Consider the following 24,280-nt stretch of genomic DNA (forward strand, 5'->3'; position numbering starts at 1 on the left):
CCCCCTTATAATTAGGGGATGGAAGCCGAACAACTCAATATTATTTCAAATACCTTGTCCGATCTGCTCACTCGTGAGCAAGCACTTCGGGGGTATCTTTGACTTCGAAGTAAAGTCACGACGCCTTACTGAAGTTAACTCTATTCTTGAAGATCCCACTATCTGGGACGATCAAAAGAAAGCACAAGCCCTCGGCAAAGAAAAGAAATTGCTCGATGGTGTTGTTGCTACCCTCACCGATTTAAATAGCAATATCACTGGTGCCCTCGAATTATTCGACATGGCTAAGGAAGAAAGTGATTTTGAAACGATTGCTGCTATCGAGCAAGACGTTGAGAGTTATAGCAAGATCATCCACGATCTTGAGTTCCGTCGCATGTTCCATAACGAGATGGATTCCTGTAATTGCTTTATTGACATTCAAGCAGGCGCTGGCGGAACAGAGGCTTGCGACTGGGCCAGCATGCTCTTCCGTCAATACCTCAAGTATTGCGAACGCAAAGGCTATAAAACAGAAATTCTGGAAGAGTCTGATGGTGATGTTGCTGGCATTAAGAGCGCCACTATCAAAGTGGATGGTGAGTATGCTTACGGTCACCTCCGCTCAGAGACTGGCGTTCACCGTCTAGTTCGTAAATCACCATTTGATTCATCAAACGGTCGTCACACCTCTTTTGCCAGTATTTATGTGTATCCAGAGATTGATGACTCGATTGAGATTGATGTCAATCCAGCTGATATTCGTACTGATACCTATCGCGCCTCTGGTGCAGGTGGTCAGCACATTAATAAAACCGACTCTGCAGTTCGCTTGACCCACCTTCCAACCGGAATTGTGGTGCAGTGTCAGAATGATCGAAGCCAACACCGTAATAGAGCTGAAGCGATGACGATGTTGAAATCACGTTTGTATGAGCATGAGATGCAAAAGCGTCGTGCAGAGCAAGACAAACTTGAAGCCAGCAAGACCGATGTAGGTTGGGGTCACCAGATCCGCTCCTATGTACTGGATCAAAGCCGCATCAAAGACTTGCGTACAAACGTTGAGATATCCAATACACAAAAGGTATTGGATGGTGATCTTGACGCCTTTATTGAAGCCAGCCTGAAACAAGGCGTTTGATTTATTTCCCCTATTCCAGTTATTTATATTCCATATGAACGATCAAGTGAACTCCAATCCCAATCAAGCTACTGAAGCTGTTGATGAAAATCACATCATTGCAGAGCGTCGCGAGAAACTAGCTAAGTTACGTGAAGGTGGAGTAGCGTTTCCAAATGACTTTGTGCCAACCCACTTAGCTGCAGATCTTCACACCCACTACGACAGCCTCACCAAAGAAGAATTAGCTGCTAAGAAGGTACATGTCAAAGTTGCCGGCCGCATGGTACTCAAGCGCGTCATGGGTAAAGCCAGCTTTGCGACTATTCAAGATCGTAGCGGTCAGATTCAGTTCTACATCAATGATGAAATCAGTGGTGCAGATACTCATGGTGCATTTAAGCACTGGGACATGGGCGACTTTATCTCTGCTGAAGGCAATTTATTCAAGACCAATAAGGGTGAGCTCTCAGTTGAATGCAGCAATCTACGCCTCCTGAGCAAATCGTTGCGCCCTCTTCCAGATAAGTTCCATGGCCTCTCAGATTTAGAGACTAAGTATCGTCAGCGCTATGTTGATTTGATTGTGAATCCAGAGAGCCGCAATACTTTTAGAGCGCGTAGCAATACGATCGCCTCCTTGCGTCGCCATATGCTAGATGCGGACTTCATGGAAGTTGAAACACCAATGCTCCACCCGATTCCTGGTGGCGCTACCGCTAAGCCATTTATTACGCATCACAATGCTTTAGACATGCAAATGTTCTTGCGTATTGCTCCAGAGCTCTACTTGAAGCGCTTGGTAGTAGGTGGTTTTGAGCGTGTCTTTGAAATCAATCGCAATTTCCGTAACGAAGGCGTTAGCCCACGTCACAATCCAGAATTTACGATGATGGAGTTCTATGCGGCCTATACCGATTACCGCTGGTTGATGGACTTCACAGAGGGTTTGATTCGTGCGGCAGCGATTGATGCGCAAGGCACCGCTGTTCTGACTCACCAGGGCCGTGAACTCGATTTGAGCAAGCCATTCCAGCGCTTAACTATTACTGAAGCGATATTGAAGTATTGTGGCCAATCCAATAAGAGCTATGAGCCAGCCCAACTGGATGATGCTGCATTTATTCGTGCTGAATTGAAAAAAGGTGGTGAGAACCCAGATTCCCCTACTCTCAAGAATGCCGGTATTGGCGCCCTTCAATTGGCTTTATTTGAATTGGTTGCCGAGTCACATCTCTGGGAGCCAACTTACATCATTGATTACCCAATCGAAGTCAGCCCTCTTGCTCGTGAATCCGATACGCGTCCTGGCATTACTGAACGTTTTGAGTTGTTCATTACCGGACGTGAGATTGCCAATGGCTTCTCAGAGTTAAATGATGCCGAAGATCAGGCCAACCGCTTCCGCAAGCAAGTGGAGCAAAAAGAAGCAGGTGATGAAGAGGCGATGTACTTTGACCATGACTTCATTCGTGCACTTGAATATGGCATGCCTCCAACTGGTGGCTGCGGCATCGGTATTGACCGCTTAGTCATGCTATTGACTGATGCGCCCAATATTCGGGATGTGATTTTGTTCCCACATCTGCGTCGTGAAGAAGAGTAATTAGCTCAAACTCTATTTCTAGAAATCAAAAAGCCGCAGGAATTAAATTCTGCGGCTTTTTTCTTGCTTGCCTGGCTTTGCTTATCTTTACTCGCCTGCCGCAATTTTTTTCAAAAACATGCGTACAAAAAATATCGCCATGCCAATAATAAACAGTATTACCGCCAAGCTGAGTTGACCAGCAAAAGTGCCAAACAATTCTTTAAATAAGACCATCTCCATCTCCTTTTAAATTTCCCAATACCACTTTAGGCTTTTCAAAAGGAGACTGTTTTGACCCAAATCAAAGGAAAGTCTTATATCACTGGATATAACTGCTGATTATTAGAGTCGATCACTGTCACATTAACTGGAATACCCAGGCTAACGCTAGAAGATACGGTGCAGAAATCCTGAAACTGAGCCAATACTCGATCCAGGTTTTCTAAAGTTGCGCCTGGAACGCCAATATGAATATCAACGTAGATCGCCAGAATACGTAAGCGGTTTTGTTCATTTCTACCAATCTCGCAACGCGCCTTGGTTTCTATCGGCTCTGGATTTTGCTTAAACTTTCTTAATGCGAATAGCAAGGAGTCAGACAAGCAATTGGCTACTCCAGCCAATAAAAACTGAGATGGCGTAGCACCTTGAGACCTTCCAAGGGGTGGCGGCTCATCGCCATAAACCGGATCACGTTCCTCGTTGTAATAAATAGCAAATTGATAAGCGGACTGTTGAACTAGTCTTACTGATGGGGATTCACTCATATGAACTCCTTAAATGACTGTTTTTAAACAACATTAATGACTACTCAAATACTACAGCTTCGGGCTTGGCAATTGGGTAACCTGCTTCGCTCCAAGCATCAAAACCGCCGCCAATTGATTGGACATGTTGATATCCCATCTCACGCAAGGCTTTTGCAGCTAAGGCCGCCCTTCCACTTGTCTTGCAATAGAGCACAATCTTTAAATCTCGAGCACTGAGTGCCGGATTGCCGCTTAACTTAAATTCCAGCATCCCTCTCGACATGTGGATGGCACCAGGAATATGGCCGCTCGCATACTCATCCGCCTCACGGACGTCCAGCAAGATGTCTGCATTCTGAATTGCCTGCGGTGCATCTGCCAAGCTCACCTCTTTAATGCTACTCTTGGCGAGAGCGACTAAATCATGCGCTGTTTTCATCTGAATTCCTTTTATTTACATTTAATAACATTATATATAAATATATACTAATAGCAGCCTGGAATCAACTTTTTGACTCTGCGCTGATATTCTTTATATGCAGGAAAACGCTCTACCAGCCAAATCTCCTCCCTTCTCGCCTTGACATCAAATAAAACAAGCAAGGCAATTGCATAAGCCAAAACATAAACACCGGGGAAGATAAGCAACCAAGCAAAAGCTGCCAGAAGCACCCCAAAATATATTGGATGGCGCACATAACGATAGAGGCCAGACTGCACTAACTGCGCATTGTCTTTTGGGCATGGCAAGGGGGTAAGATTTTTACCAAGATTGATCACCGCAATAAGCATCACTAAGATTGAAATCAGACCAACCGAAATACCACAGGACAGAAAGATATTTTTGAGAGGCTCGGAAGTCAGTAAATCTGGCCCCCTAGGACCGAATAAAATCAAGCCAATCAGAATTGCCTGAATCACGACATACCAAGCGCCGCGTTCAATAATAGATTTTGGAGCCAAGGTGTTCATTACTAAAGCCTTACGGGGAGCATGTCACAGTCTACCCTTAACAGCAGGTGATGGCTATCTCAAATGTCTCGTTCGGTTTAAAGACAATCACCCTGTTATCACGGTATTAAAGACACTTAATGAAATTCAGGGTAAGCTTTGAAACATAAAAGAATCTCCATCAGAAGGATTGCATGAAAGCTCTCATTTTATTTGGCCACGGCGCCCGTGATGCTCGCTGGCGTGAGCCATTTGACCGCTTAAAGGAAAAATGGGTGGCACAGCGTTCCAATGTATTGGTTGGGCTCGCCTTTTTAGAGCTGATGGAGCCTAGCCTCGAGATGGCAGTAAGTTCTTTAGTATCCAAGGGCGCCAAAGAAATAACGGTTCTGCCCGTCTTTTTTGGACAGGGCGGCCACTTACGTAATGACTTTCCTACCCTACTCGCCGCTTGTCGTGAAAAATTTCCTCAAATTACTTTAAGCACTACGCCGGCAGTCGGTGAGGACGAGGCTGTTTTGCAGTCCATCATTGAGTACGCTACAAGAGTCATCTAACTCCGAGGACAATACTTGTTGCTTCTGTCTTAACGCTTCGCCAATCATAATTAAAGCTGGCGAAGCAGCATTAAACCACCCATTTGCTTCACCATTCGCCAATCGACCAAGAGTACTGGACCAATGACGTTCATTCTTGGTGCTGACGGCCTCCAGAATATGGACAGGCGTCCCATCATCGTGCTTGGCATCACTCTCAATTAATTGCTTGGCAATACTTGTTGCATCTTTACGCCCCATGTAATACACCAAGGTATCTGCATTGGGTTGCGCTAGAGGGGCATGTTCTGATTTTGAAGGATTATCGCCGTCTGAGTCTTGCCCTTGCGCTACAGTGACAAAAGCTACACTTCTACTAACGCCTCGCAAGGTGAGTGATTGCTGCATGGAGGCAGCCCCAGCTAAAGCGGCAGTGATGCCAGGCACCACTTCCACCTCAATACCAGCTAGCTTGAGTGCTTGGATTTCTTCATCAGCACGACCAAACATCATCGGGTCGCCACCTTTTAACCTAATAATGATTTGATGTTTTTTTGCCGCATCCACTAAGCGCTTATTAATAAAATGCTGTGCGGAAGAAAGCTTGCCGCAACGCTTGCCTACAGCTACTTTAGTTGCCTGAGGGCAAAGCTCCAACATTGTTGGATCCACCAAAGCATCGTGAAACACGATGTCCGCCTGCGCCAATAATCTTGCACCACGCAAAGTGATGAGGTCTGCAGCCCCGGGGCCTGCCCCGACTAAAAAAACCTTACCAAGTTCTGGAGTGTGAGTTGTAGACATTCGCTGTTTCTGTAAGGAGTTTATGCAATAGTGGCGCGTTGATCGCGCCAGCTGTTTTGCGTCACCACCGAAAAAAGATCAAACTGCTTGAGAGCAATATTGAGGTTTTGATCGGGGCGTAATTCAAAGGCATCAAAGCCAACCCGTGCACCTTGTAAGAGCTGATCAATCAAGACATCGCCAATGGCACGCACCTCACCCTGCCACTCAAAGCGATCTCTTAGTAGAGCGGCAGTACTAAAGCTTCTACCATCCCTAAAAATAGGGAAATGCGCCCCAACCACCGGCCAGAGTGATTTGCCCTCTTCAATGATTTCAGAGTGCTTCAGAATGTCATCATCGGCAGCAAACCAAACGCCAATCTCGCCTTTACCTGCTCTACTGGCTACATCAGCGTTCTTGTGATGTGTAATCCACCAATGGAATGGCACTAGAACCTTACGAAATCCATGCTCCAAATCTGGAATGCCGCCTTCATCGCGCTCGCCATCCCATACCTGCCAATCATTGGCAATCAAAGTTGGCTTTCCGCCTTTAGGGTAATAAATAATCTGCTGGTTCATAGTGTTTTTGTAATTAGACCGCTGCGCCCTTGGAGGGTTTGCCATTATTTTTATAGGCGGCTTCCTTAAATGGGATCACACCCAATCTGCGATAGGTCTCAATAAAAGGTTCGTCAGTTGAGCGTTGTTCTACATAAGTGTTAATGATGCTGGTCATCACATCCGGAATCTCATTAGCGTAGAAAGAAGGTCCAATGACTTTTCCGATAGAAGCATCATTACCTTGATCACCACCTAAAGTAATCTGATACCACTCTTCGCCATCCTTATCGACACCTAGAACCCCAATGTTGCCGACATGATGGTGGCCGCAGGAATTAATACAGCCAGAAATATTCAAACTAATATCACCTAAGTCATGCAAATAATCCAAGTCATCAAATCGCTCTTGTATAGCTTTAGCTATCGGTAGCGATTTAGCGTTAGCGAGCGAGCAGAAGTCACCGCCTGGGCAAGCAATGATATCTGTGAGTAAGCCAATATTAGGCAGTACTAAATTATAGTTTTTAGCGGCTCGCCAAAGATTCAATAGCTCTGCTTGCTCCACATCAGCTAAAACCAAATTTTGTTCATGCGTTACACGAAGTTCACCAAAACTATATTGGTCGGCTAAGTCAGCGATGGCATTCATTTGCGCGCTAGTGGCATCGCCAGGAGCCGCAGTACCATGGGGCTTGAGCGACAGAATGACTGAGGCATAACCAGGTACTTGGTGCGGCTTGACGTTGCGCCCCAACCAGCGAGTAAATGCAATCCTCTCATTGGCATCTAGCTTTGATTGAGCATGAGACTGCAATTGCTCTTCACTGATTGCTGGAAGTGTTTTGTAGCTTGGCTTGGTAAAGTGCTTGGCGACACGCTCCCACTCAGCTTGTGTGAAGTTATCTTTACCCTGCTTAGTTGCATTATGCAGTTGAGCCCACTCACCCTCTACTTGCCGTGCGAATTCTTCTGGACCCAAAGCCTTGACCAAAATCTTGATCCGAGCCTTGTACAGATTGTCACGTCGACCAAATCGGTTATAGACCCGTAAAAGCGCTGTTAAGTAACTAGGTAGAACCTGCCACGGAACATTCTGCTTGATGAGCGAACCCAGAATCGGAGTGCGTCCCATGCCACCACCAGCATAGATATTTGCTGTCAACTCACCATTATTGATGTCGGGATTTTTCTGGAGCTCAATGCCGACATCATGACAAAGCAATACGGTGCGATCTTCTTTGGCACCATTAATTGCAAATTTGAACTTACGTGGCAGGTGAGCAAACTCGGGATGCAGTGTTGACCATTGACGGAGTAATTCACAGATAGGTCTTGGGTCGATGTATTCATCGGCAGCCACTCCAGCAAATGCATCGCTAGTAATGTTGCGAATACAGTTACCTGAGGTTTGGATAGCATGCATCTCGACTTTGGCTAGCTCAGCCAAGATATCGGGAGTTTGTTCCAGCTCTACCCAGTTAAATTGAATATTTTGACGAGTTGTAAAGTGGCCATAACCACGGTCATACTTATCTGCAATGAAAGCGAGGGTGCGTAACTGTCTTGCACTCAACAAGCCATATGGAATAGCAACGCGCAACATGTAAGCATGGCGCTGATGGTAGAGGCCGTTTTGTAGTCGGAGCGGGCGGAATTCTTCTTCAGCGAGAGTGCCGTTAAGGCGACGCTCAACCTGGTCTCGAAATTGGGTAACCCGCTGATCTACCAGCGTTTGGTCAATATGGTCGTATTTATACATAGCCTGCACATTGTCTAGTTATAGTCATATTTCAACAAATAATTAAATGTAGAATCTATATATCTTTATAGATATATAGAAACTTCCTGCTCAACTAGCCAAAGGCAGCAGACAGGAAGAGATTGGAATTTAGAGTTAGACGCTAAATTCTGAGAGGTCCTTATGCATGGACAGGTCCACAACCTACTTCGATTAGTAAGTAATGGCCTTTTCAAAAGCCTCATCAACATCAGCTTGATCTTGCGCAAATACATGCTGAACAATCAAAAACACTCCCGAAAAAAAGCTAACGCAGACTAATAAACCAAAGGCATGGAATTGATTGAGGCCATTTTGATTAAGCACTTCAAGATAGCTAGCACTCTCCAGAGCAAGGTAAGTCGATAGACTCAAAAGGGCCAAACCCAGCAAAACTCTGGTTAAGGCTAAAAATAAAGATTTTTCGCTTGATGGCTTTGTGGACATAAGACTTCCTTCAAATAGGTACAGGAGGATCTTATGGGCTTGGCGTTTATAAGTAAAAGAATCCCTTTTTATAAGCTAAATACTTTTATATCTATAGAACCACACTCAGAATGAGGATAATTAAGGTTTACACCTCACTCATCAAGTATTTATGGCAGCCTATAACACTGAAACCGTACTCACTGTTCATCATTGGAACGACACCCTCTTTAGCTTCACCACCACTAGAAACAAAGGCTTACGCTTTCGTAGCGGGCATTTTCTGATGATTGGCTTAGAGGTTGAAGGAAAGCCTTTGGTGAGGGCTTATAGCGTTGCTAGCCCAAATTACGAAGAACACTTAGAGTTCTTGAGCATCAAAGTTCAAGATGGTCCCCTCACCTCACGCCTTCAGAAAATTCAGGTAGGCGATCCTATTTTGGTGAGCGAGAAATCTGTTGGCACCTTGGTCATTGATGACTTAAATCCAGGCAAACATCTCTACTTATTTAGTACGGGTACAGGCCTAGCGCCATTCATGAGCATCATTCGTGATCCAGATACTTATGAGAAGTTTGAAAAAGTCGTTCTCATTCATGGTGTACGTTTAGTGAGCGAACTGGCTTATGGTGATTACATTAAGAATGAGCTCACTCAAGATGAATACATTGGTGAGATCATTCGTGAAAAATTGATCTACTACCCAACTGTTACACGCGAAGCATTCAAACACACCGGCAGGCTAACTACCGCCATTGAATCTGGCCAACTCTTTAAAGATATTGGTTTGCCACCCCTAGATCCAGCAGTAGATCGCGCGATGATCTGTGGCAGCCCCTCTATGCTCAAAGAGACCGCAGAGATGCTCGATGCTAAAGGATTCAAAGTCTCCCCAAGCTTGGGGCAATTAGGTGACTATGTATTTGAACGTGCATTCGTAGAGAAGTAATCTATCTTATATAGCTAAAAGTAATTTATTTATATCTATATATTCCTTGTGGATATATAGACCCCTTGGTAAATTATCATTAACGAGATATTTACCAAGGAATAAAGAGATGTCACCCGTACGCGAGCATTACAACCCAATCATTACTAAACTTCTGAAAGAGCACGATCAGTTGCCACATGAAAATGTAGCGGAACGGAAGAGTTTTCAACGCAGAATTTTATTCCTGATGACGACCATCAAGATGGAAGAGTTTGAAAGCGCGTACTTATCCTAAGAAAAATTACCCACCAATGGAGTCTCGATTTTATTGAATTCCATTAAGCCCATTACGAGGAAGTTGTACGACTAAAAACTGGTGAGCCAAAAGCCTGCTGGACAGGCATTAATTCAAGCCTATTGATGCTTACGTGAGAGGGCAGCGTTGCAGCCCAATATATTGCCTCGGCAATATCATCGGCACATAAGGCATTGATTCCCTCATATACCTTGCTGGCTCTAATATCATCACCTAATCTAACATTTGAAAACTCAGTGCCGCTGACCATACCAGGCTCAACTGATGTTATGCGAAGTGAAGAGCCTTCGAGTGACTCCCTCAAGTCTGCTGTATACCCATGAACAAAAGCTTTGGTGGCGCCATATACATTGCCCCCAGGATATGGATAAGTACCAGCGACAGAGCCCACATTAAATATATGCCCCCTAGATCGACTAACCATACCCGGAAGAGTTAGGTTGGTTATATTGATTAAGCCTTTGATATTCGTATCAATCATCTGATCCCACTCATGCAATTCAGCGCGATGGGCGAGATCCAAACCAAGCGCAAGACCCGCATTATTAATTAAAATATCTACCGACTTAAATTCCTGAGGAATACTCTGCACAAAATTCTTGGTAGCCTCACCATCAGAAATATCAAAACTTGAAATTAAAAGGTTCTCTTGCTTCGCCAAAGGGAATGAATTCTTGAATTGCTCTAAGAGAGCATTACGTCGCCCAGTAACAATAACCTTGTGTCCCTCATTAATAAAACGAGAGGCAACCCCGGCGCCAATTCCAGAGGTTGCACCCGTAACTAGAACAATAAATCTCATAATCCCCCCTCAAATAAGCCTGCATACCCACTTCAGCAAAGGTATCAAGGAGTCAATATAACATTCAAGAGCATATTGAGGCTTAATATCGCAAAAGATTAACTGCCTCCTGTGCCGTCAGGACCCCCTCATCCGTGGGTACGACCCATACCTCCACAGAACTACTTGGGGAGCTAATTTTAGTAGTAATATTTTCCGTGGCTTGTCGGTTTAACTCCCCATCCAACTCAATGCCTAGCCAAGCCAATTTCTCACATACAGAAAGTCTTAAAAGAGAATCATGCTCACCTATACCACCGCTAAATGATAAGAGATCTAGTCCGCCAAGACATGCAATCATAGAACCACCCTCACGAATGATTCTATAAATAAATAAATCAATAGCTTCTTTGGCCAAAGGATCAGGATCAGCCCTCAACCTTCTCATGTCAGCTGAAATACTTGATACGCCCAATAAACCGCTTTTACGGTATAAAAGATCCTGTAATTGATCGTGCGTATACCCCCTCTCAACCAAGTACATTAAAACCCCTGCATCAAGAGAGCCGCTGCGAGTTCCCATCATTAGGCCATCTAATGCTGAAAATCCCATAGTAGTTGCAACGCTTCTCCCATTGATCGCTGCACACAAACTCGCGCCATTACCTAAATGGGCCATTAAAACCCTGTCCTTTGCACGAACACTGCTTTCCTTAAGCTCACCAATAATGTACTGATATGAAATTCCGTGGAAACCATAGCGACGCACACCTTGATCAGTGATCTCCTTTGGAAGAGCGAGTGAAGTTTCGAGACTTCCCATTGTTTTGTGAAATGCCGTATCAAAACATAAGACCTGAGGAACGCTTGGAAAAACCTGAGAAAAAGCCCGCACCCCATCTAAGCTGTGAGGCTGATGCAATGGAGCCAGTGCACTAATAGCAGATAACTCCTCAAGAATTACTTTTGTAGAAATAACAGGTCGAAAGAAGCGCGAACCTCCATGCACAATTCTGTGAGAAACAGCCCGAATTTCCGGCAAATCAACAATAGAAAGTATTAGCCCCTTCAAATGCATCAATGCAGCAATAAAAGGATCTTGATTAAGATCCTTAAAATATTCATGACGCTCTACCCCTTGATGGGTGTAGCGCAGCTCCGTATCGCCCCCAGGCTCCAAACCCTCAAAAGTCCCAAATAACATTGACGGAAGAACGGAGCCATGCGAAGTAGGATAAATTGAAAACTTCAAAGAGGAGGATCCAGCATTAACAGTAAGTATTGCCATGAGCGTTTGGTTTATTAAGCATTAGAAAGTGTGGCCTATTAAAATATAGCCACAATGGTCATATCATAACAATGACAATCACCTTCCAAGCTTGTATTTTCGTGTCCCTAGATATTATTCAGGCTGCCGATGTGACATACAAGAAGTCAAATTAACAAGTTACTGAGATTAAGTATTTAATCCTAGAAAATAGCGCTAGATCTCACCAATGAGGCCTACTGAACCCTTGCTTTCGGGGAATAAACTAGTCTTCAATTTGAAAATAAACCTCTGAATTTTCCTGCGGACAAAGTTTTTGAGGAATATAGCCAGCATCAGCATTATTCACGGATGATTTTTTACCAAAAAATGTCGCAGTAAACTCTAAGGACAAATGTTGCTCTCGATCGATGGCTTGCTCCAAGGGATGAACCTTTCATAAAAATTAGCCCTCAGAATAAGACACCCTGCCATGTTCGGGAACAACGAAATTTTTATGTGCTTATATCCAATTAGGTATATACCCAAAAAAAACACCGCTACGAGATGGTAGCGGTGTTTTTTCTAACTAAGCTTAGCCTTGAATTAATTGACTGATGGTAGCCAAGTAGCCAATTGAGGGAATATCAATAATAAAATAACAGCGATAACTTGTAAGACCATAAACTGCGACATTCCAGCGTAAATGTCCGAAATCTTCCAAGTTGGCGCAACCCCTTTCAGGAAATACGCCGAAAGAGCGACAGGTGGCGATAACCAAGCGGTCTGGAGCGTTACCGCAACCAATGTACTAAACCATAACAAATCAATTCCAGCGGCTTTGATAATTGGCAAAAAAATTGGCACCACAATTAGAACAATTGGAACCCACTCTAAGGGCCAGCCGAGCAAAAAAATCAAAAACAGGATCAGAATTAACATTACCATTGGTGGCAACGGCAATGAAGCCAAGAAACCAGCAATCAGATCGGCGCTACCAAGCCTTGAAAAAACTGCTCCAAACAAATTGGAGGTTGTCACCAGCATCAAGATCATGCTTGAAACTTGCAAGGTTTGCGAGATGCAACGCTTTACCTTCGCAAATGAAAGCCGTCCGGATAAAAAAGTAAGTAAAAAGGTTGCCACGCACCCTACTGCACCAGCATCAGTAGGCGTTGCAATCCCTGCCAGAATGACACCCAAAGTAGCAAACAAGACAACGATAACAGGAGCGATTCCTATTGCAAGATCAATCAATACAGGCTTAAGTGATTTTGCCCTCAGCTCTGGAGGTAGTGCAGGCCCAAGATCTGGATTAATCCAACAACGCACCATACACCATGCGGCAAATAAAAACGCTAGTAAAAGACCCGGCAAGACTGCAGCAGCAAATAAATCTGTAGCTGGTATGCCCACCACTGGCCCCATCACAATCAACATCACAGATGGCGGTATCAAGATACCTAACGTACCGCCAGCAGTAATCGCTCCCGCAGACATTCGCACATCGTAGTTGCTCTTAATCATCGATGGAGCCGCCATAACACCCAAAAGAACAACCGATGAACCGACTATTCCAGTTGCCGCAGCAAAAATGGTAGCAGTGACAATCACAGCTAGATAAAGGGATCCCCTAACCCCCGAAAATAATTGTTGTATGGCATCAAAAAGGCGCTCCATAATACCTGATTGCTCTAGCAAAAATCCCATAAAAAGAAAAAAGGGAATGGACGCTAAAACGCTGTCCTGCATCACCGATAGGGTTTGCAAGATTGCAAGATCAAAAACCATGGGGCCAAGCGCAATAAAACCCATGCCAATACTAATTGCACCTAAGGTAAAGGCGATTGGAAACCCAATAAAAATAGCGGCTAGCAAACAAGCTAAGCCAATAATCCCAAGAATTTGATCATCCATTACCGTGCTCCATTCTCACTTGGCTCTAGGGGCCACTGATTTGATCGAATGGCAACTAAGCATTTACCCCCCTCAGAGAGTCCTTGAATAAAGAGCAGAAAACCTGATAAAGGCAATACCAATTTAAATGGCCAAGTTATCGCCATCCATGGACTAGATACAAATCGCTCATCTGTAGTAAACGCCTTATAAAAATATTCCCATCCTTCAATCAAAAAAATAAGAGTAAAGGGATAGAAAAACAAGATGTAGCAAACAAGATCAACAAGCGCTTGTTTTCTTGGCGGCCAGTTGTCATAAAACATGTCGGTACGTATATGACCTTTTTTCTGAAGGGTATAACTAGCGCCCAACATAAAAAAAGCGCCGTACAACATAAAAGTCATATCGTAAGCCCAAATCGTGGGCGCACCAAACGCATACCGAGCAACTACCTCATAAGTTAGGCCAAGAATCATAGGTATAAGCATCCAGCCAACAATATTCCCAGCCAGGGATGTGAATCGATCTATTTTTTTTGAGAATGCGATTAATCCATCGTAATTTTGCATTGATAATTCCATTTAAAAAGAGGGGCAATTCCTTGCCCCTCTTACAAGCATCATTTAACCAACAAATTACTTTTTCTTACTAGTGACGGTTGCGCCAATGTTGTAGTACAGACCATTGATTTGTGTCCAGTAAGGAACAACTACTCCAGCAAATTTCCGCTGAGATTCAAGCACTTCTTTAAAGAATGCATTTTTCTCAGATTCACGAGCATAGACAACTGCAGTAGCCTTTTGGAATGCAGTAAAGAACTCTTTTGGCGTGTCATGAACAGTTACCCCATGATCCTTTTTAAGCTTCTCAAGCGCAATTGCGTTGCGATATACGTTAAAAGTATATGTTTCAGCTATGGTTGCGGAAACAGCAGTTTCAACAATTACCTTAAGATCGGCGGGTAGCTTATCCCAGAAAGTTTTATTGATTAAGAGTTCTGCCACGTCTGTGGACTGGTGTAGACCTTGAAGATAATAATGTTTAAATACATTTTGAAAACCCAGAATCATATCGTCAGCCGGTCCAATCCATTCGGCAGCGTCGATAACGCCACGCTGAGCAGCTGGGACGATTTCTGAACCTGGCATCGCGACAGTTGTCAGCCCCATTTCTTTAAATATCTCAGCTGTCAATCCTGGAGGGGACCGGTACTTCATTGGCTTCATATCGGCGATTGAGTTGATTGGTTTTTTGAACCAACCAAATGGATCGGGCCCCATAGGTTGAATCATAAATGGCTTGATATTGGTTTTTAATACCTCAGTAAACAGCCGGTCGTAGAGCTGATCACCACCACCATTTTTCAACCATGCCATATGCGAAACTTGGTCTAAGCCCACACCTGAACCTGATGCAGGATTGGAAAAGAGCGCGGCGGCAGAATTTTTCCCTGACCAATAATGGGTCCACGCAAAGCCGCCATCAACAACGCCTTTATCGACAGCGTCAAGAATTCCAAAAGCCCCTACGACAGCACCATCAGGCAAAACCTCAACTTTTAGTCGACCATTAGACATCTTGTCTACACGATCACCAAAATTCTTCATTAGTTCATAGTAAATACTTGCGGATGGCACGCCAGTTTGAATTTTCATCTTTATCGGGGCTGACTGGGCGTATGCAGCCCCGCAGATGGTCGCCGACACCACTCCAACGACAGCAACACGTTTTAAAAAATTAATAAGCATTTAAAACTCCTTTTTGAGTTAGTTATGCACTGCTTTCTTCATCTTTGCAATTAAACAGATTTTGTACTCTTAACACCATTGATATTTCCTTAGATGAAATGTAAACTATCACCTGATGAAATACTTTAGGGGTAAACACCTAAAAAACCAAAAAAATCATATGCCTCAGAACTTATCCCGTATTACCCCACCCTCGGAAATGCTCGAAGAATCAGCCAAATCCAGCATGGCGGAAAAGGTATTGCTCATACTAGAAACCATTTCTCTATCGGAGTTTCCTTTGACCTTGGAGTCCATCTCCACAATTACTGGGCTCGCTAAACCAACCGCTTTCAGACTTTTAAATATCTTGGTTGAACAAAGTTTTCTGGAAAGAGATCCAAATGGAAGACGCTTTCAACCAAGCTCAAAACTCAGAATAATGGGCATTAATGTCTTGTCCGTAGATTCAATTCGATCCCAGCGAGTGGCAGTAATGAAGCGCCTTGTCGAAGAAATAGGAGAGACATGTAACTTTAATATTTTGGACGGTAATCGCGTAATGTACTTGGATCGCGTTGAAACAAATGCGCCAATTCGGTTGCATATTGATCAAGGTATGCGCGTTCCACTACACTGCACCGCAAGTGGTCTTTTGTTTTTATCAAAAATGTCGAGGCAGCAAGTTAGCAGAGCTCTGGGAGAAGAGCCTTTTGAAAGTTATTCAGTTAAATCAATTACAACTTATGCCAAGCTTCTACCTGAATTGGATCGAATTCGCTTGAATGGATTTGCATTCGAGGAATCAGCATTCTTGGATGGCTTTATTGGAATTGCAGTACCCGTAATGAATGATAGGAATAAAACATATGCCACCATTACAGCACATGGGCCAGCAAACCGAATACTAGAAAAATCAATTGATTTTTATCTCGCTCCGTTAAAAAGGGCTGCGCAAGACATCCAAAATACCTCATCAGAATCTAATCTAAATATTTAAAAATCAAAACCCCGATTAACATATGGAAAATAACATTTTTAATTACATCGTAGTGGGCGGGGGATCATCTGGCTGCGTTCTGGCGAGTCGCCTATCCGAAGATCCCAACATTAAGGTATGCCTTATTGAGGCGGGCCCAAAAGATCTTTCGCCCTGGATTCACCTTCCAATTGGCTATGCTAAAACAATGTGGGACTCCAAGCTGAATTGGAAGTTTCAGACTGAGCCTGATCCCGGCATGAATAACCGACAAATTTACTGGCCACGTGGAAAAACATTAGGTGGCTCAAGCTCCATTAATGGCTTAATCTTTATTCGGGGGCAAAAAGAGGATTACAACACTTGGCGTGATCTTGGGAATCCTGGCTGGGGCTGGGATGATGTACTGCCCTACTTTAAAAAAGCGGAAGGTAATGATCGCCTCGGTGAGCCCCTGCATTCTCAAACGGGCCCGCTCAAAGCCTCATCAATCCCCAAACAACATCCCCTAGTTGAGGCATTTAAAAAAACTGCGAATGCTCTTGGGGTACCCAGCACAGAGGATTTTAATAACCTTACACAAGAAGGCGTTGGCTATTATCAACTTACAACCAATAAAGGATTCCGCTGTAGCACCGCAGTTGCCTACCTAAAACCCGCAAAGCATAGAAAAAATCTAACGATCCTTACTGAGAGCCAAGCCTGTCGCGTAATCTTTGAAAATAAAAAGGCTCTCGGAGTCGAAATATCTTGTCATGGGGTTAAAAGCATTATTCGCGCAAACCAAGAGGTGGTACTGAGCGCCGGAGCTATTCAAAGCCCACAAATTCTGCAACTATCCGGGGTAGGGCCCGCAAAACTCTTGCAAGAATTTGGCATTCCACTCATTCATGATTTACCGGGAGTGGGCGAGAATTTACAAGACCATCTTCAACATCGACTCATTTATGAATTAAATCAACCCATTTCCACTAACGATCAATTGTCATCATGGTGTGGTCAATTAAAAATGGGTTTAGATTGGCTTCTATTTCGCGGTGGCCCGCTTTCAATTGGAATTAATCAGGGCGGTCTATTCACCCGAGTCATGGCAGACTCCAAAACCCCGGATATTCAGTTTCATCTCGCGACACTTTCGGCTGAAATGGCGGGAGGTAAAGTTCACCCCTTCTCAGGATTTACGATGTCAGTCTGCCAACTGCGACCTGAATCACGCGGACATGTCCGCATTCAATCCAATGACCCCCTTGTACCTCCAAAAATGTTTGCGAACTATTTGGCCACTCAGTATGATCGGGACATCAGTATTGCAGCAGTTAAATACGCACGGAAAATATCTCAAACAGAACCGCTCCGCTCTTTAATTGTGCGAGAGGTTAAACCAAACAATCCTCAAACTGACGATGAGATTTTGGAGTTCTGTCGCAACAATGGCGCGACGATTTTCCATCCAACAGGCACCTGTCAAATGGGTCCAGATAGCGATCCGATGGCAGTTCTCGACTCTTCATTAAGGGTAAAGGGGGTGCAAGGTCTTAGGGTGGTTGATTGTTCAGCCATGCCAACCCTACCCTCAGGAAACACCAATTGGCCTGCTGTGATGCTTGCTGAAAGAGCTGCTGATCTGATTTTGGGTCGCATTTAATTCTAATGCGCTGGCAACTACCGTTTACCAAGTGGCTTCCTGAATATCAAACTGCAGGAACAATACGCGCAGATATTTTTGCAGGACTAACTGGAGCTATTGTTGTCATGCCCCAAGGCATTGCGTTCGCATTGCTGGCAGGCATGCCGCCCCACTATGGCTTATACGCAGCCATGATTCCATGTCTCATAGCGGCTTTATTTGGCTCAAGCCGGTTAATGGTTACCGGCCCCGCTAATGCCATCTCCTTAACAACAATGGCGCTCATTTCTCCGCTAGCACTTCCAGAATCAAGCCAATATGTTGGTTACGTTTTAACCCTGAGCTTTTTAGTAGGCATATTGCAACTTGTACTGGGGGTTGCCAAGGCTGGCAAATGGGTGGAGAAGATTCCTCATTCCGTGATTGTTGGTTTCACCGTCGGTGCCGCCATTCTCATTATTAATAGCCAACTAGGCACTCTCCTTGGAATCAACATTCCAAGAGGAAAGGGGGTTCTAGAATCCATTGGCGCTGTAGCATTAGCACTTTTAAACAACCAATGGCAAATCTCTGCCCCGGCGTTAGTACTCTTCACTTTAATTGCCATTCGCCTTTGGAAACCACTCAATCGATTTCTACCAGCAATGCTTGTGGCCGTTGTACTAGGAAGTATTGCGGCAGCTTTACTAGAAACATTTATACCTGGCATCACCATCTTTAAAAGAGTGCAAGAAATACCGGGGGCATTCCCACCAATTTCTAGCCCAGATTTAAGTAGGGAAAATTTACAAAAGTTATTTAGCGCCGCTCTCATCATGACACTTTTGGCATCGACCGAAGCAATGGCGATCGCTCGAGCGATCGCGTTAAAAACAAAAGATAGTTTTAATGCTAACCAAGAATTTATTGGGCAAGGATTGGCTAATGTATGCGGATCTTTTTTCTCAGCCTACCCTGCTAGCGGCTCTTTTAATCGCACGGGCGTCAACCTTGCTTCAGGAGCAAAAACACCTCTATCAGCAATTTGCGCAGCAGTTTTTCTACTTATTTTACTTGCCTTTGTCTCGCCACTAGCCAAACATATTCCTTACGTAGTTATCGCCTCGCTATTACTGGTGGTTGCCTGGAATTTAATAGATATAAAACAGATTCGCCATGAATTTCACATGGGGGCAAGAGAGTGGGTTCCGATGTTAATTACTGGCATTGGCACCATCACATTCCCATTGGAATGGGCAATACTTTCTGGGATCGCCAGCTCAATACTAATCAGGCGACTCACTAAAAAAACCTAGAAAATCTAGTGCGCTTTCCGCAGATCTAATAACTTTAAGCGCTGAACTTTGCCCGAGGGTCCGCGCGGGAGATCCTCCATAAAGAGAATAATTTTTGGCGTCCTAAATTTACCCAACTCTTTTAAGCAAAATGAGCGCATTTCATCTTCAGAGCATTTTGTATCTGGCTTTAGAACAATGCACACCATAATTTCTTGTCCATAGTTACTATCTGGAATGCCCACTGCAGCTGCATCTAATACTGCGGGATGTTTTAAAACCGCTTCATCGATTTCGCGTGGGGCGATATTTTCACCACCCTTGATGATTAACTCTTTGAGGCGCCCGGTGATGAAATAAAAGCCATCGTTATCACGCATACCCAGATCGCCTGTCTTTAACCAACCCTCATTATCAAAAGCTTTGGCAGTTTCTAGCTCTGCCTTGTAATAAGCATTGAGCACATTCCCACCACGTAGACAAATTTCACCCACAGTTTCGTTACTAAGAGGATTGCCTTCGGCATCAATTACTTTTGCCTCTACACCACAAGGCTGGCCTGGGCTACCATAGCGCCTGCTTTCATCATGGGGGTTACAAAAAACCATTGAAGCTGACTCTGTCATACCCATACCCTCAATGACAGTGATTCCAAATAAAGACTCGAATTCACGATGATGCTCAGGCGGCAATGGAGCGGAAGCAGATCGACCAAATCGTATTGATTTCAAATCCTCACGGCTCGGCAATGCCCCACCACTCTTCGCAGCATTAATCAAATACGCAATGATAGTTGGAACCATATTGATCCAGGTACATTGATACTGAATCGCCAAACTCCACCAACTTGAAACAGAAAAAGCGTGTGGCGCAACTACGGACCCGCCGGATACGAATGGCGTGATAGTTGAGATGACCTGCCCATTGATGTGATAAATCGGCAATGAGCTGAGCACAATATCCGACTGTGTTAATGAGTGCCATGCCGCCATAGAGCGTGCAGCATGCAATAAATTATCATGGGTAAGTAAAACCCCTTTGGGAGTTCCCGTTGTGCCAGAGGTATACATTAGAAGCGCCGGCTTTGAGGAATCAACCGAGGGCAACCCACCAGTTGCGCACTGCATAAACGGTCCCTCAAGTGCATCTGGATCAAGCTCGAATACTTTGAACTTTCTTTTAGTCTTCTCAAGCGCCGCAAATAATCCCTGCTTCTTGTCTGGAGAATAGAACAAAACCTCAATATCACTGTGATCTAATACCCATGCCAGCTGATCGGTAGGCGCCAACAGATTAAAAGGCGTGATAACTCGCCCACAAGCCATGGTTGCCAAAAAAACCGTAGTGGTTTGGCGCCCATTTTGCGTGAAGAGGCCGACATGAGCTTGAGCGCTAATGCCCTCTTGTTCTAGCCATGTTGAAAAATGGCGAGCTTCTTTTGCAAGCTGCCCATAGGTTAGAGCAACTCTAATCTCAGGGGCGAACAGGAATGGTTTATCAGGCTGCACACCCTCCCAATGCGACAGCACCTCACCCAAGCTCTTACAAGAAGAAGTCATATTCAGGCTAAGTCTGAGGATAACGACTGAAATACTCTTTCAGTAAATCTTCAACTTTGGGAACATGCTCAGGAATTGGTCTTACCACCCTCGTAATGTTGAGGTAATGACGATAATTCATATTTTCTGAGAAGTTATTCTTGCCCCATGTTCCACAACCCATGGACAAAGAAAACGGTAGGCTATTTTCAAAACTACCGCCAGTAGCTATTGCATGAGCCTGATTCACAATAATTCTAGCTACCGGCAATTGCTGTGCCAAGGCTGCAGCCCTCGTCTCCAAGACCTCACCGCTTTGCGCAGTATGTAACCCAACAGAATGTCCAGCGCCTTGATATGCATATACATTGGCAATCAATTCTTTTGCCGCCTCAAAGTCAGACGCCTTCCAAACCGTCAAGACTGGACTTAATTTCTCGCCAGAAAAAGGCGCTGATGGTCCAAATCCTTGCTCTTCAACCATGAAGAATTTAGCTGATTTTGCCTTTGGGTTTTGCAATTGCGCACGATCAGCAATCACCGCCGGATTCTGTGCAGTCAATGCTGAAGTCAGCCTGCCATTGTGAAACATGACATCCTCAAGACGCTTCTTATCAGCAGCATCTAACATTAAGCCACCCACCGCTTCGAGTGCGCTAATTACCTTGTCATAAACCTGAGAGCAGATCACCGTACCATTTTCACTAGAACAGCTAGTTGCGTTATCAAATGTTTTGGACTGCAGTATTTTATTAGCAGCACTAGCAAGATCAGCATACTCATCAACAATGACGAGAACATTACCAGCCCCAACACCAAAGGCAGGAGTGCCGCAGGTGTACGCAGCGCGAATATTTGCTTGGGATCCGGTTGCAACCACTAAATCTGCCAAACGCATTAATTCATTGGTGGAATCCTTGGTAATTGGTGAAGGCAACATCTGGACCAAATCTCTCGGCGCATTGACTAGATCTAATTGTTGATGCACAAACTCGAGTAAACGCGCACAGGTAGAGTAACCCTTCGGCGATGGCGCCACCACTACTGCATTACGACACTTCAAAGCATTTAAAATCTTATTAATGGGGGTAGCACCTGGATTGGTTGATGGCGTAATGGCCGCTACAACCCCGACTGGACGAGCATACTCGGTAAGTCCAGTTTTTAAATCCTGTGAAATTATGCCAACTGTTTTTGCGGAACTTAAGTCGCGCACTAAACCTAAAGTTTTTCTGAAGTTTTTTTTGAACTTGTCGGCCACATCACCTAAACCGGTATCTTGAACGGCAAGCTCTGCGAGCTCCTGGTTTCGCTTTGGCTCAAGAATGGACCAGGCTACTGCCTCAACCACTAAGTTCACCTCAGATTGCGTGTAGCCTTCATATATCTTTTGAGCTACACGTCCACGTTCAACAATCGCTTCAACTGGCGTCATCATTAATACTCTTATCTTTCTTAATTGCAGTCAATCTTTAGGCTCATATGCTTACTCAGCTCGAATCGCCGCATCCTTGGTTACCTTTTTCCACTTAACCAATTCAGTTTTCACAATTGCGCCCAGCTGAGCAGGAGTGCTACCAACCGCTTCGGCACCTTGCGCAATTAACTTTTCTTTTACAACTGGTTCGGCTAGCACTTTCACAGTTGCCTTATAGAGAGCATCAACAATAGCTTGCGGTGTTTTGGCAGGGACAAACATTGCATACCATGAGTCCACTTCATAATCTTTAAAACCTAATTCAGCCATCGTTGGCACATCCGGAAATACTGGTGAGCGCTTTACAGTCGAAACCGCTAAGGCGCGCAGCTTTCCAGCTTTCACATAGTTGGCTGCTGCAGGAATCGAAACCCAAAGCAGAGGAACTTGGCCGGCTATCACATCAGTAATAGCTGGGCCGCCCCCACGGTAGGGAATATGCATCATTGAAACACCAGCGGAACCGGCCATCATGGCGCCAGCCAAATGGCCCGGCGATCCGTTACCCACTGATGCATATGAAATCGCATCTGGTTTTGCCTTCGCCATCTCGATCACCTCTTTCACAGACCTGGCTGGAAAGTCTGGATTGGCTACTAAAATTTGCGGCAAAGAAGCTACAAGGGAGACCGGTAGAAAATCTTTTTCGGTATCAAAAGCGAGCTTTGGATAAATTGCAGGATTGATGGTGTGTGATGAAAGCGTGAATAAGACGGTGTAGCCATCCGATGGCGCCTTGGCAGCAATATCGGTTCCGATGGAACCTCCAGCGCCGCCACGATTATCAATAATGACTTGCTGGCCAAGAGCCTGGCTCAATGGCTCTTGCACAATACGCGCAATCACATCTGTACCCCCACCCGGTGGGTAAGGGACAATAAATTTAATTGGCTTGGTTGGCCAGGACTGCGCCAGGGCAAGTTGCGTCAGACCCAGCGAACCCACAAAAGCGATTGTTGACAGAACAGCTACTAATAGATTGCTTCTACGCATGACCAATCTCCTGTTTATAACTACTCTTTTAGGCCTATCTTAGCCCTTTATATTTACTACAAAATGAGCATAAATGATCTTATTCAATGGAACAAGTTGTTTCGTATAAGTAAAAATACTAACATTTTCCCTAGAATTTACAACTTTGTTCTATTAGAATGAACAAAATGACATACTTCATGAGATTTCACCCCTATGCTTGAATTAGAAATCATCGAACAACCGGATACTTCTAAGAAAGATAATTCCAGCGAAAACTCTTCCATGTTGAAGGGTGTAGTGATCTTGGAGGCTCTGGCGGCCCTGCAGCAACCTGCCACCTTGGCTCAACTCATGCAGATTACCGGAATGCCAAAAGCTTCACTACATAGAACTTTAGCTATTTTTGAAGAGGCAGGGTTGGTGGCAAGAGAGCCAGGGGGTCGAACTTATGCGCCAGGCGAGCGACTTTCGCGTTTAGCAATGTCTACCCTGACGCACGATAGCGTTTCAGCCATACGACACACTATTCTTCGGGGCTTGGTGGCTGATCTAGGCGAAACCTGCAACCTTGCCGTCTTGAGACGCGGGGAATTATTTTATCTAGATCGGGTAGAGGCTGACTGGGCCCTGCGCCTTCACCTGCCACCAGGCACAGTATTACCTCCACACTGCAGTGCCAGCGGAAAATTACTTCTCGCATACAAGCCTGCAGATGAGCGCTCCAAGATTCTAGAGAATATGCCACTTCAACAATTTACCCACAGAACCATTACCGATCGCCACCTATTGGAATCAGAAATGGAAAGAATTGTGAGTACTGGTTATGCAATTGATAACGAAGAATATGTATTGGGAGTCTCTTGTGTGGCAGTACCAGTCAGGGACTCTCTAGGCGAGGTAGTAGCTGCAATTGCGGTTCATGCAGCAACAGCAAGACTCCCTTTAAATCAAGCAATGGAGCATATTCCCAAGCTTAAAGAAGCATCTGAGCGTATTTCCCAAACACTTTCCTAATTAGCTCAGCGTCATAGC

Annotated in this window: 26 protein-coding genes; 9 read left to right on the forward strand and 17 right to left on the reverse strand. The window is 44.6% G+C overall.

Features of this window, described 5'->3' with window-relative positions; all coding sequences use genetic code 11:
* Positions 1 to 18: 18 nt before the first annotated feature.
* Both prfB and lysS read left to right on the forward strand, forming a co-directional pair.
* Positions 19 to 1,123 (forward strand): peptide chain release factor 2 gene (prfB, locus tag A2X74_RS00400; RefSeq protein WP_144050716.1). Its coding sequence is split into 2 segments (ribosomal slippage): positions 19 to 99 and positions 101 to 1,123, totalling 1,104 coding nucleotides; the frame shifts between segments, so codons are not numbered across the junction.
* 34 nt (positions 1,124 to 1,157) lie between these two features.
* Positions 1,158 to 2,708 carry a lysine--tRNA ligase gene (gene lysS / locus A2X74_RS00405; RefSeq protein WP_216133935.1) on the forward strand — a complete coding sequence of 517 codons (1,551 nt, stop codon included), beginning with the start codon at positions 1,158 to 1,160 and terminating at the stop codon, positions 2,706 to 2,708.
* An 87-nt stretch (positions 2,709 to 2,795) separates the two neighbouring features.
* On the opposite strand, the gene A2X74_RS00410 is transcribed toward lysS, so the two are convergent.
* The 4 genes from A2X74_RS00410 to A2X74_RS00425 form a co-directional block, all read right to left on the reverse strand.
* A complete protein-coding gene (locus A2X74_RS00410) occupies positions 2,796 to 2,924 on the reverse strand; it encodes a DUF3149 domain-containing protein (RefSeq protein WP_216230011.1) in 129 nt (42 codons plus the stop codon).
* Positions 2,925 to 3,004: 80 nt separating this feature from the next.
* Positions 3,005 to 3,457: an OsmC family protein gene (locus tag A2X74_RS00415; protein ID WP_293627296.1), complete on the reverse strand. Its 453-nt coding sequence runs from the start codon at positions 3,455 to 3,457 to the stop codon at positions 3,005 to 3,007.
* Positions 3,458 to 3,497: 40 nt separating this feature from the next.
* Positions 3,498 to 3,878 (reverse strand): rhodanese-like domain-containing protein, encoded by a 381-nt coding sequence (locus A2X74_RS00420; protein ID WP_293627298.1) that lies wholly within the window; start codon positions 3,876 to 3,878, stop codon positions 3,498 to 3,500.
* 47 nt (positions 3,879 to 3,925) lie between these two features.
* Positions 3,926 to 4,411 (reverse strand): isoprenylcysteine carboxylmethyltransferase family protein, encoded by a 486-nt coding sequence (locus A2X74_RS00425; protein WP_293627300.1) that lies wholly within the window; start codon positions 4,409 to 4,411, stop codon positions 3,926 to 3,928.
* 173 nt (positions 4,412 to 4,584) lie between these two features.
* Here A2X74_RS00425 and A2X74_RS00430 point away from each other — a divergent pair, with 173 nt between their 5' ends.
* Entirely contained in the window at positions 4,585 to 4,947 is a 363-nt protein-coding gene (locus tag A2X74_RS00430) for a CbiX/SirB N-terminal domain-containing protein (RefSeq protein WP_293627302.1), read from the forward strand.
* Here the strand turns inward: A2X74_RS00430 and cobA are convergent.
* The 4 genes from cobA to A2X74_RS00450 all read right to left on the reverse strand — a co-directional run bounded on the left by cobA (position 4,870) and on the right by A2X74_RS00450 (position 8,499).
* On the reverse strand, positions 4,870 to 5,730 hold the full coding sequence (gene cobA / locus A2X74_RS00435; RefSeq protein WP_293627304.1) for a uroporphyrinogen-III C-methyltransferase: 861 nt from the start codon (positions 5,728 to 5,730) through the stop codon (positions 4,870 to 4,872). The genes A2X74_RS00430 and cobA overlap by 78 nt on opposite strands.
* Positions 5,731 to 5,750: 20 nt before the next feature.
* Positions 5,751 to 6,293, reverse strand: a complete 543-nt coding sequence (locus A2X74_RS00440; RefSeq protein ID WP_293627306.1) for a DUF934 domain-containing protein — start codon at positions 6,291 to 6,293, stop codon at positions 5,751 to 5,753.
* A gap of 13 nt (positions 6,294 to 6,306) precedes the next feature.
* Entirely contained in the window at positions 6,307 to 8,034 is a 1,728-nt protein-coding gene (locus A2X74_RS00445) for a nitrite/sulfite reductase (protein ID WP_293627308.1), read from the reverse strand.
* A gap of 192 nt (positions 8,035 to 8,226) precedes the next feature.
* A complete protein-coding gene (locus A2X74_RS00450) occupies positions 8,227 to 8,499 on the reverse strand; it encodes a hypothetical protein (RefSeq protein ID WP_293627310.1) in 273 nt (90 codons plus the stop codon).
* 151 nt (positions 8,500 to 8,650) lie between these two features.
* Between A2X74_RS00450 and A2X74_RS00455 the strand changes: the two genes are divergently transcribed.
* A complete protein-coding gene (locus tag A2X74_RS00455; RefSeq protein WP_216180507.1) occupies positions 8,651 to 9,427 on the forward strand; it encodes a ferredoxin--NADP reductase in 777 nt (258 codons plus the stop codon).
* A 109-nt stretch (positions 9,428 to 9,536) separates the two neighbouring features.
* Positions 9,537 to 9,704, forward strand: a complete 168-nt coding sequence (locus A2X74_RS00460; RefSeq protein WP_293627315.1) for a hypothetical protein — start codon at positions 9,537 to 9,539, stop codon at positions 9,702 to 9,704.
* 52 nt (positions 9,705 to 9,756) lie between these two features.
* Here the strand turns inward: A2X74_RS00460 and A2X74_RS00465 are convergent, their stop codons facing one another.
* The 6 genes from A2X74_RS00465 to A2X74_RS00490 form a co-directional block, all read right to left on the reverse strand.
* Positions 9,757 to 10,527, reverse strand: a complete 771-nt coding sequence (locus A2X74_RS00465) for an SDR family NAD(P)-dependent oxidoreductase (protein ID WP_293627317.1) — start codon at positions 10,525 to 10,527, stop codon at positions 9,757 to 9,759.
* Positions 10,528 to 10,609: 82 nt separating this feature from the next.
* The gene (locus A2X74_RS00470) at positions 10,610 to 11,794 is read right to left on the reverse strand and encodes an acetate/propionate family kinase (protein ID WP_293627319.1); all 1,185 of its coding nucleotides are present in this window, start codon (positions 11,792 to 11,794) and stop codon (positions 10,610 to 10,612) included.
* Between the two features lie 244 nt (positions 11,795 to 12,038).
* Positions 12,039 to 12,197: a hypothetical protein gene (locus A2X74_RS00475; RefSeq protein WP_293627321.1), complete on the reverse strand. Its 159-nt coding sequence runs from the start codon at positions 12,195 to 12,197 to the stop codon at positions 12,039 to 12,041.
* A gap of 161 nt (positions 12,198 to 12,358) precedes the next feature.
* Positions 12,359 to 13,669 (reverse strand): TRAP transporter large permease subunit, encoded by a 1,311-nt coding sequence (locus A2X74_RS00480; RefSeq protein WP_293627323.1) that lies wholly within the window; start codon positions 13,667 to 13,669, stop codon positions 12,359 to 12,361.
* The gene (locus A2X74_RS00485; RefSeq protein ID WP_293627325.1) at positions 13,669 to 14,220 is read right to left on the reverse strand and encodes a TRAP transporter small permease subunit; all 552 of its coding nucleotides are present in this window, start codon (positions 14,218 to 14,220) and stop codon (positions 13,669 to 13,671) included. Before A2X74_RS00485 ends, A2X74_RS00480 begins: the two co-directional genes overlap by 1 nt.
* Before the next feature lie 66 nt (positions 14,221 to 14,286).
* Complete coding sequence (locus A2X74_RS00490; protein WP_293627327.1) at positions 14,287 to 15,399, reverse strand: TRAP transporter substrate-binding protein; 1,113 nt, start codon at positions 15,397 to 15,399, stop codon at positions 14,287 to 14,289.
* Between the two features lie 160 nt (positions 15,400 to 15,559).
* Here A2X74_RS00490 and A2X74_RS00495 point away from each other — a divergent pair, with 160 nt between their 5' ends.
* From A2X74_RS00495 to A2X74_RS00505, 3 genes are read left to right on the forward strand one after another with little or no spacing between them, the layout of a single operon-like run.
* A complete protein-coding gene (locus A2X74_RS00495; RefSeq protein WP_293627328.1) occupies positions 15,560 to 16,378 on the forward strand; it encodes an IclR family transcriptional regulator in 819 nt (272 codons plus the stop codon).
* A 22-nt stretch (positions 16,379 to 16,400) separates the two neighbouring features.
* A complete protein-coding gene (locus A2X74_RS00500) occupies positions 16,401 to 18,002 on the forward strand; it encodes a choline dehydrogenase (RefSeq protein ID WP_293627329.1) in 1,602 nt (533 codons plus the stop codon).
* 5 nt (positions 18,003 to 18,007) lie between these two features.
* Positions 18,008 to 19,279, forward strand: coding sequence for a SulP family inorganic anion transporter (locus tag A2X74_RS00505; RefSeq protein WP_293627330.1), 1,272 nt, complete (start codon positions 18,008 to 18,010; stop codon positions 19,277 to 19,279).
* A gap of 5 nt (positions 19,280 to 19,284) precedes the next feature.
* Here the strand turns inward: A2X74_RS00505 and A2X74_RS00510 are convergent, their stop codons facing one another.
* From A2X74_RS00510 to A2X74_RS00520, 3 genes are read right to left on the reverse strand one after another with little or no spacing between them, the layout of a single operon-like run.
* Complete coding sequence (locus tag A2X74_RS00510) at positions 19,285 to 20,817, reverse strand: AMP-binding protein (protein ID WP_293627332.1); 1,533 nt, start codon at positions 20,815 to 20,817, stop codon at positions 19,285 to 19,287.
* A 7-nt stretch (positions 20,818 to 20,824) separates the two neighbouring features.
* Positions 20,825 to 22,234, reverse strand: coding sequence for an aldehyde dehydrogenase family protein (locus A2X74_RS00515; RefSeq protein ID WP_293627334.1), 1,410 nt, complete (start codon positions 22,232 to 22,234; stop codon positions 20,825 to 20,827).
* A gap of 48 nt (positions 22,235 to 22,282) precedes the next feature.
* Positions 22,283 to 23,266 (reverse strand): tripartite tricarboxylate transporter substrate binding protein, encoded by a 984-nt coding sequence (locus A2X74_RS00520; protein ID WP_293627336.1) that lies wholly within the window; start codon positions 23,264 to 23,266, stop codon positions 22,283 to 22,285.
* Between the two features lie 195 nt (positions 23,267 to 23,461).
* Here A2X74_RS00520 and A2X74_RS00525 point away from each other — a divergent pair, with 195 nt between their 5' ends.
* Positions 23,462 to 24,262 carry an IclR family transcriptional regulator gene (locus A2X74_RS00525; protein WP_293627338.1) on the forward strand — a complete coding sequence of 267 codons (801 nt, stop codon included), beginning with the start codon at positions 23,462 to 23,464 and terminating at the stop codon, positions 24,260 to 24,262.
* Positions 24,263 to 24,280 lie beyond the last annotated feature (18 nt).

Origin of the sequence: Polynucleobacter sp. GWA2_45_21 (genome assembly GCF_001830325.1) — a bacterium.
GTDB lineage: Bacteria > Pseudomonadota > Gammaproteobacteria > Burkholderiales > Burkholderiaceae > Polynucleobacter.

Excerpts from the sequence above, each read along its gene's own strand:
- A2X74_RS00515 (WP_293627334.1), bottom strand. The coding sequence starts at position 22,234 with ATGATGACGCCAGTTGAAGCGATTGTTGAACGTGGACGTGTAGCTCAA.
- A2X74_RS00445 (WP_293627308.1), bottom strand. The coding sequence starts at position 8,034 with ATGTATAAATACGACCATATTGACCAAACGCTGGTAGATCAGCGGGTT.
- A2X74_RS00460 (WP_293627315.1), top strand. The coding sequence starts at position 9,537 with ATGTCACCCGTACGCGAGCATTACAACCCAATCATTACTAAACTTCTG.
- A2X74_RS00480 (WP_293627323.1), bottom strand. The coding sequence starts at position 13,669 with ATGGATGATCAAATTCTTGGGATTATTGGCTTAGCTTGTTTGCTAGCC.
- A2X74_RS00485 (WP_293627325.1), bottom strand. The coding sequence starts at position 14,220 with ATGCAAAATTACGATGGATTAATCGCATTCTCAAAAAAAATAGATCGA.
- A2X74_RS00525 (WP_293627338.1), top strand. The coding sequence starts at position 23,462 with ATGCTTGAATTAGAAATCATCGAACAACCGGATACTTCTAAGAAAGAT.
- A2X74_RS00495 (WP_293627328.1), top strand. The coding sequence starts at position 15,560 with ATGCCTCAGAACTTATCCCGTATTACCCCACCCTCGGAAATGCTCGAA.
- A2X74_RS00500 (WP_293627329.1), top strand. The coding sequence starts at position 16,401 with ATGGAAAATAACATTTTTAATTACATCGTAGTGGGCGGGGGATCATCT.
- A2X74_RS00470 (WP_293627319.1), bottom strand. The coding sequence starts at position 11,794 with ATGGCAATACTTACTGTTAATGCTGGATCCTCCTCTTTGAAGTTTTCA.
- A2X74_RS00520 (WP_293627336.1), bottom strand. The coding sequence starts at position 23,266 with ATGCGTAGAAGCAATCTATTAGTAGCTGTTCTGTCAACAATCGCTTTT.
- A2X74_RS00490 (WP_293627327.1), bottom strand. The coding sequence starts at position 15,399 with ATGCTTATTAATTTTTTAAAACGTGTTGCTGTCGTTGGAGTGGTGTCG.
- A2X74_RS00505 (WP_293627330.1), top strand. The coding sequence starts at position 18,008 with ATGCGCTGGCAACTACCGTTTACCAAGTGGCTTCCTGAATATCAAACT.
- A2X74_RS00420 (WP_293627298.1), bottom strand. The coding sequence starts at position 3,878 with ATGAAAACAGCGCATGATTTAGTCGCTCTCGCCAAGAGTAGCATTAAA.
- A2X74_RS00440 (WP_293627306.1), bottom strand. The coding sequence starts at position 6,293 with ATGAACCAGCAGATTATTTATTACCCTAAAGGCGGAAAGCCAACTTTG.
- A2X74_RS00430 (WP_293627302.1), top strand. The coding sequence starts at position 4,585 with ATGAAAGCTCTCATTTTATTTGGCCACGGCGCCCGTGATGCTCGCTGG.
- A2X74_RS00410 (WP_216230011.1), bottom strand. The coding sequence starts at position 2,924 with ATGGTCTTATTTAAAGAATTGTTTGGCACTTTTGCTGGTCAACTCAGC.
- A2X74_RS00425 (WP_293627300.1), bottom strand. The coding sequence starts at position 4,411 with ATGAACACCTTGGCTCCAAAATCTATTATTGAACGCGGCGCTTGGTAT.
- A2X74_RS00450 (WP_293627310.1), bottom strand. The coding sequence starts at position 8,499 with ATGTCCACAAAGCCATCAAGCGAAAAATCTTTATTTTTAGCCTTAACC.
- A2X74_RS00455 (WP_216180507.1), top strand. The coding sequence starts at position 8,651 with ATGGCAGCCTATAACACTGAAACCGTACTCACTGTTCATCATTGGAAC.
- A2X74_RS00510 (WP_293627332.1), bottom strand. The coding sequence starts at position 20,817 with ATGACTTCTTCTTGTAAGAGCTTGGGTGAGGTGCTGTCGCATTGGGAG.
- A2X74_RS00415 (WP_293627296.1), bottom strand. The coding sequence starts at position 3,457 with ATGAGTGAATCCCCATCAGTAAGACTAGTTCAACAGTCCGCTTATCAA.
- cobA (WP_293627304.1), bottom strand. The coding sequence starts at position 5,730 with ATGTCTACAACTCACACTCCAGAACTTGGTAAGGTTTTTTTAGTCGGG.
- lysS (WP_216133935.1), top strand. The coding sequence starts at position 1,158 with ATGAACGATCAAGTGAACTCCAATCCCAATCAAGCTACTGAAGCTGTT.
- A2X74_RS00465 (WP_293627317.1), bottom strand. The coding sequence starts at position 10,527 with ATGAGATTTATTGTTCTAGTTACGGGTGCAACCTCTGGAATTGGCGCC.